Origin of the sequence: Spiroplasma sp. ChiS, from assembly GCF_002968355.1 — a bacterium.
Taxonomy (GTDB): Bacteria; Bacillota_I; Bacilli_A; order Mycoplasmatales; family Mycoplasmataceae; genus Spiroplasma; species Spiroplasma citri.
The window spans coordinates 1-3,416 of the sequence record NZ_PUUH01000019.1 but is presented as its reverse complement, the minus strand read 5'-3'; the positions used below and the strand labels follow the sequence as shown (position 1 = coordinate 3,416).

Here is a 3,416-nt window from a genome sequence, read left to right as displayed (position 1 = left end):
ATTGTTGGGTTTATTGTTTCAAAAACATTGTATAGTTAGGAGTTGAGTTTATGAAAATTAAAATTTTAAAGTTTTTAAAAGAAAAATGATGAGAAATATTAGTATATATTTTAGTTGTTGGTTTTGGTTTTGCTTTATTTATTGGATTAATTTACGATAAATGAGATAAATTAATTAATGAGTTTGGTATTTTATTCTGATATATGTTAGTTGCAAATTTGTATTTTTGATTTGAATTAGTTTGATGTATTTTATTTATAATTAATTTTAAAAAGAAAAAAGGTGGTAAAGAATAATGCGTAAGTCATTATCTTTATTTGCYATATTTATTTTAAGTTTTTTGGGTTTGGTTATTCCATTTATTACTTTAACGGCGTTTAGACCCTTAAATTAGGAGCATTATATGCTTAAACAAGAGAATAGCACTGGTAAAGGTATTAATAATAATGAAACTGATTTTATTAATACAATGTTTTTACGCAGTAGTTTTTTTGAAAATTGGTCGGAAACAAATTATTTTATTAATCCAACTTTAAAAACATCAAAAAATTTATTGTTTAATGATAAATGGTATTTAGATTTTTTACAAGATAGTTATTCAACCGGAGTTGTTTATGATAAACCTAATGAAATATTTTTGAATTATTATCGACAATGACATAGTTTAAAAAATCAGTTTATGGTTGAAAAATTTTATGATGTTAAAAAAGAGAATTTTTTGAATGATTTAACTGATTTTATTTATGYYTTTGCTGTAAAATATAAGATGTTTGATGTATCGAAAGAAATTGTGGAAAATGTTGACCGCTATAAAGAAAATCATTATCCAAGAGTTAAGTTGAAAGTAGATAATTGAAAATTAATTTCTAATAAATATATTTCACGAGATACTGGATGATATATTATAATTTATAAAAGTTTTAATTTATGACGAATAGAAAAAAATAATAGTTCAAAAAACTTCGGAAGTAGTACTGGTTATCCAATGGATATTATATATAAATGAGAATTAAATAATGAACCTACTAATTTACAATTACCAACCATTGATAAAAACACMGGTGAGATTACTGATTGAAATAGTTATCAACAAACTCGCGTAAAAGAATTTATTGATTTATCTTTATATTCTGTTTTGCAAGAAAATATTAGAGTTCAGCAAGGTGGTAGTGCGGATTATGAAAATCCGAATAAGGTTGGTACAAAGCGGATAATTTTTGATTTTGAGACGGTTGATGAATTGGATGTTAAAAATATTAAAAAAGCAATTTATCGGATGATTTTAACTGTTGATGAAGCAAATTTAATTATTTCTGGTAGTTTAGAGTTAAATAATATTAATAATGATGATTTAAGTTTTAATTTTAGTTTTATGCGAACGGGAATGGGTGAAGTTTTTAATTTTAATGGTTTAATTTATTCATCATTAAATAGTAAAGATTTAAAGTATTATCAACAGTTTAGCGGTCAGTTTGATTTATCTAAGTTTTTACAGTCGTTTTTTGCAAGTGCATTGGTGCCAGTGTTTCAAAATCGTAGTTCTTTTATTGAAAATGGATATATTGATAATTTACAATATGATACTGTTTTAGTTAACTTTTTTGCCTTGAAATTACAAAATTTTAATAATATTTTGTTGAGTGAAAATATTAACGATAAATTACAATTTGATAAATTATTAAATAGTATGTTTAAGATTTCACAGAAATTTTATACTAATTATTTACGTACGATTTTTGATTTAGAAAATAATACTTATGTTCAAGGTTATAATAAAAAATATGGTTTGTTAGTAAATAATGGTTTTAAAATTTACCCACGATATTTTTATTTTTCTGATAAATATAAGCAATTAGATATTAAATTATATTTATCATTTAAAAATCGGTTTTATACGATTAATAATTATGGTAGTGTTTTTAATTATGATTTTTCGGTTGCTAATAATTATAATATTAACTCAAATTCGGGTTATGTTTTTGGTGGTGATTTACAAAATAAATATGGTTTGCAATATAAGAAAATTGAAGAACAAAAAATCGGTTATAATGTTTTTGAATTGCAAGCACAAAAAGAGAATGATATGTACCGATATTATGATTTTAATTTTGGGATTTATAATTGACAAGAAATTAATAACGGTGGGTTATTCCCCGATAAACAATGATGACAAGTGCAATATGTAACACCCAAAGGTTGATGAGATTTTGGTGCTCATATTAAAAATGCGGTGATTTGAATTGTTAACACTATTCCGGGCGTTAAACAAGTTAACGAGTTAGCGAGTGGTGTTGGTAAGGTTTTTGAAACAGTATATAGTTTTTTTAGTCAAATATTTGAGGTATGAAAATTTAAACCAGCATTGTATAGTACAATAACAAATATCTTTTTATTAATTATTTTTATGAAATTTGTGCGATTAATATAAAAAAGGAACTGTTATTCAGTTCCTTTTTAACCTTTTCAATCAGTAATCTCACCGGTGTTTTTATCAATGGTTGGTAATTGTAAATTAGTAGGTTCATTATTTAATTCTCATTTATATATAATATCCATTGGATCTGTTATTCAGTTCCTTAAGTTTTTTGAACTATTAATTTTTTCTATTCGTCATAAATTAAAAATTTTATAAATTATAATATATCATCCAGTATCTCGTGAAATATATTTATTAGAAATTAATTTTCAATTACTATTTTTTGGTGGTTGTTGTGGATTATATTGTGGTTCTGGTTTATTATTTTCCTCGTTTTCATTATTATTTTCTTTTTTACAACTGATTAATGTTGTTGTGCTTGTTGCGGTTAATCCGATTGCTCCTTTTTATTTTTTTATATATAATTGATTTTATCACATATCAATTATATATCAATTATTCGTATTAAATATTAAAAATTTTATAAGTTAATGAAAGGTATATAAATGTTATGTATAGTCATTTAAGTTTTATGAATAAAGTTAAATTAGAATAATCATTATTATCAAAAATTTTTTTTTAAAAAAGAATGGTGAACAGAATATTTCTGCAATTGCTAAGTGTTTGAATAGACATCGTAGTACTATTTTACGAGAAATTAAGCGTTTTAAAACTACTGATGAATATAGTGCTTATAAGTCAGATAAAATGTATTATGAGAAAAGAAAAAAGAATAATAAAAGATGTAAATTTACAAAAGAACAGATTAATTTTATGAAAATTAGACTTAATAAATACCATGATTCACCGTCAGAACTTATTTATCGTTATTTTTTTATTATGAGAAAAGAAAAAAGAATAATAAAAGATGTAAATTTACAAAAGAACAGATTAATTTTATGAAAATTAGACTTAATAAATACCATGATTCACCGTCAGAACTTATTTATCGTTATTTTTTAAAATTTGGTGTTAAATTTCCTGCTTGTCTTAAAACTTT

2 protein-coding genes and 2 pseudogenes are annotated in these 3,416 nt (G+C 23.3%); 3 read left to right on the top strand and 1 reads right to left on the bottom strand.

What is annotated here, in order from left to right; genetic code table 4:
• The first annotated feature begins 50 nt into the window (after positions 1 to 50).
• Positions 51 to 296, top strand: coding sequence for a hypothetical protein (locus C6B38_RS01490; protein WP_199558543.1), 246 nt, complete (start codon positions 51 to 53; stop codon positions 294 to 296).
• A pseudogene (locus tag C6B38_RS01485) lies at positions 296 to 2,428 on the top strand (spiroplasma phage ORF1-like family protein). Before C6B38_RS01490 ends, C6B38_RS01485 begins: the two are co-directional and overlap by 1 nt.
• A 26-nt stretch (positions 2,429 to 2,454) precedes the next feature.
• On the opposite strand, the gene C6B38_RS09340 reads toward C6B38_RS01485, so the two are convergent.
• Positions 2,455 to 2,556, bottom strand: coding sequence for a DUF3688 family protein (locus C6B38_RS09340; RefSeq protein WP_146693252.1), 102 nt, complete (start codon positions 2,554 to 2,556; stop codon positions 2,455 to 2,457).
• Between the two features lie 371 nt (positions 2,557 to 2,927).
• Between C6B38_RS09340 and C6B38_RS01480 the strand changes: the two are divergent.
• A pseudogene (locus tag C6B38_RS01480) lies at positions 2,928 to 3,250 on the top strand (helix-turn-helix domain-containing protein); the annotation flags it as partial.
• Positions 3,251 to 3,416: the final 166 nt, after the last annotated feature.